Below are 1,911 nucleotides of genomic sequence, written 5' to 3'. Positions count from 1 at the left end.
GGACGCCGCCCAGCAGGCGGCGGCCGCCAGGCTCGAGAGTTGCTTCCAGGCCCTGCATGGCGGGGAGGAGGGCGGTGCAATACCGGGCGTCTATCTCTGGGGCCCGGTGGGGCGCGGCAAGACCTGGCTGATGGACGACTTCCATCGGCTGCTGCGGGTGCCGGCCCGCCGCCAGCACTTCCATCACTTCATGCGCTGGGTGCACCGACGCCAGTTCCAGCTGCGCGGTACCGCCGACCCTCTGGCGGCCCTGGCCCGTGAACTGGCCGGCGAGGTGCGGGTGCTGTGCCTCGACGAGCTCTTCGTCAGCGATATCGCCGACGCCATGCTGCTGGGCCGCTTGCTGACGGCCCTCTTCGCGCAGGGGGTGGTGCTGGTCTGCACCTCCAACCAGCCGCCCCGGCAGCTCTATGCCGATGGCTTCAACCGCGAGCGCTTCCTGCCGGCCATCGCCGCCATCGAGCAGCAGATGCGGGTGGTGGAGCTGGATGGCGGCCAGGACCATCGGCTGCATCCCGGCGCCTCCCACCCGCGCTACTGGGTCGCCGAGCCCGGCCGGCCCAGCGCCCTGCCGGGGCTCTTCGAGCGGCTGAGCGCGGGCGAGGCCCGCGACGACGCCCCCATCGAGCTGGGGCATCGTCGCATTGCCGTCGAGCGCCGCAGCGAGACGGTGGTCTGGTGCCGCTTCGCGCAGCTCTGCGAGCAGCCCCTCTCGGCCCTGGACTTCATCGACCTGGTCGACCGCTTCGCCCATGTGCTGATCGGCGAGGTGCCGCGCCTGAGCGAGACGCCTCGCGCCGCCGGCATCGCCCGAGGAACCGAGGATGGCGTCAGCCGCGTCGAGGCGGGGGAGCGGGTGCTGCCGCCGCTGTCGCGCCGGGACGACGGCGTGCGGCGCTTCATCGCCCTGGTGGACGAGTGCTACGACCGCCGGGTGCCGCTCTACCTGGAGGCCGCGGTGGCGCTGGAGGGGCTCTACCCCGAGGGCCATCTGGCCTTCCCGTTCCGGCGCACCCTGAGCCGCCTGCAGGAGATGCAGCTGGCGCGCTTCGGGGCCGTCTAGGGCGACGACGGCCCGAGTCGCGGGGGCGGCGGGCCTCAGCCGCCGCTGGCGGCGCCGCCCACCACGCCGCCGCGCAGGCCGCTCTGGCTGGCGCCGCGCAGGTGCTGGGCCACGGCGTCTTCCGGTGAGCCGGCCAGCTCGCGGAACATGCCCATGGAGCCGAGCAGGGCGGAGGACTCGTAGGGCACGAAGACGCGCTCGCCCTCCTGGGCCAGGGTCGGCAGCGCCTTGATGTAGCTCTGGCCGAGCAGGTAGCCCACCACGGTGCGCTTGTTCTCCTCGCCGTCGCCGATGGCGCCGAGCACCAGCCTGATCGACTCCTGCTCGCCCTGGGCGCGCAGGATGGCCGACTCCTTGTCGCCCTGGGCGTTGAGGATCGCCGATTCGCGCTGGCCCTGGGCCATGGCGATGGCGGCGGCCTTCTCGCCCTCGGCCTCGGTGACGGTGGCGCGGCGCTTGCGCTCCGCGGCCATCTGCAGGCGCATGGCGGACTCCACCTCCTCGGGCATGGCGATGTCCTGAACCTCGACCCGGGAGATCTTGACCCCCCACTTGGAGGCGGGCTCCTCCATGGCCGACTGGATCTCGTTGTTGACCTCGGCCCGGGACTCGAACAGCTTGTCCAGCTCCATCTTGCCGACCACCGAGCGCAGGGTGGTCTTGGCCAGCACCTCCACCGCCTGGCTCATGTTCTCCACCTCGTAGACGGCGCGCTTGGGGTCGATGATCTGGTAGTAGAGGGCGCCGTTGATGCGCACCGTGACGTTGTCGGTGGTCACCACCGGCTGGCCGGGGAAATCCATCACCGTCTCGCGGCGGTCGATGCGCGTCTCGCTGCTGGTGATGGC

At 71.8% G+C, this 1,911-nt stretch carries 2 protein-coding genes; one reads left to right on the top strand and one right to left on the bottom strand.

What is annotated here, in order from left to right:
* On the top strand, positions 1 to 1,063 hold a 1,063-nt coding region (zapE, locus tag J5F18_RS18625; protein ID WP_346300013.1), incomplete at its 5' end, for a cell division protein ZapE.
* Between the two features lie 35 nt (positions 1,064 to 1,098).
* On the opposite strand, the gene J5F18_RS18620 is transcribed toward zapE, so the two are convergent.
* On the bottom strand, positions 1,099 to 1,911 hold an 813-nt coding region (locus J5F18_RS18620; RefSeq protein ID WP_346300012.1), incomplete at its 5' end, for a paraslipin.

Source organism: Halomonas sp. BM-2019 (assembly GCF_017584085.1).
This window is presented reverse-complemented; position numbering and strand designations above follow the sequence as displayed.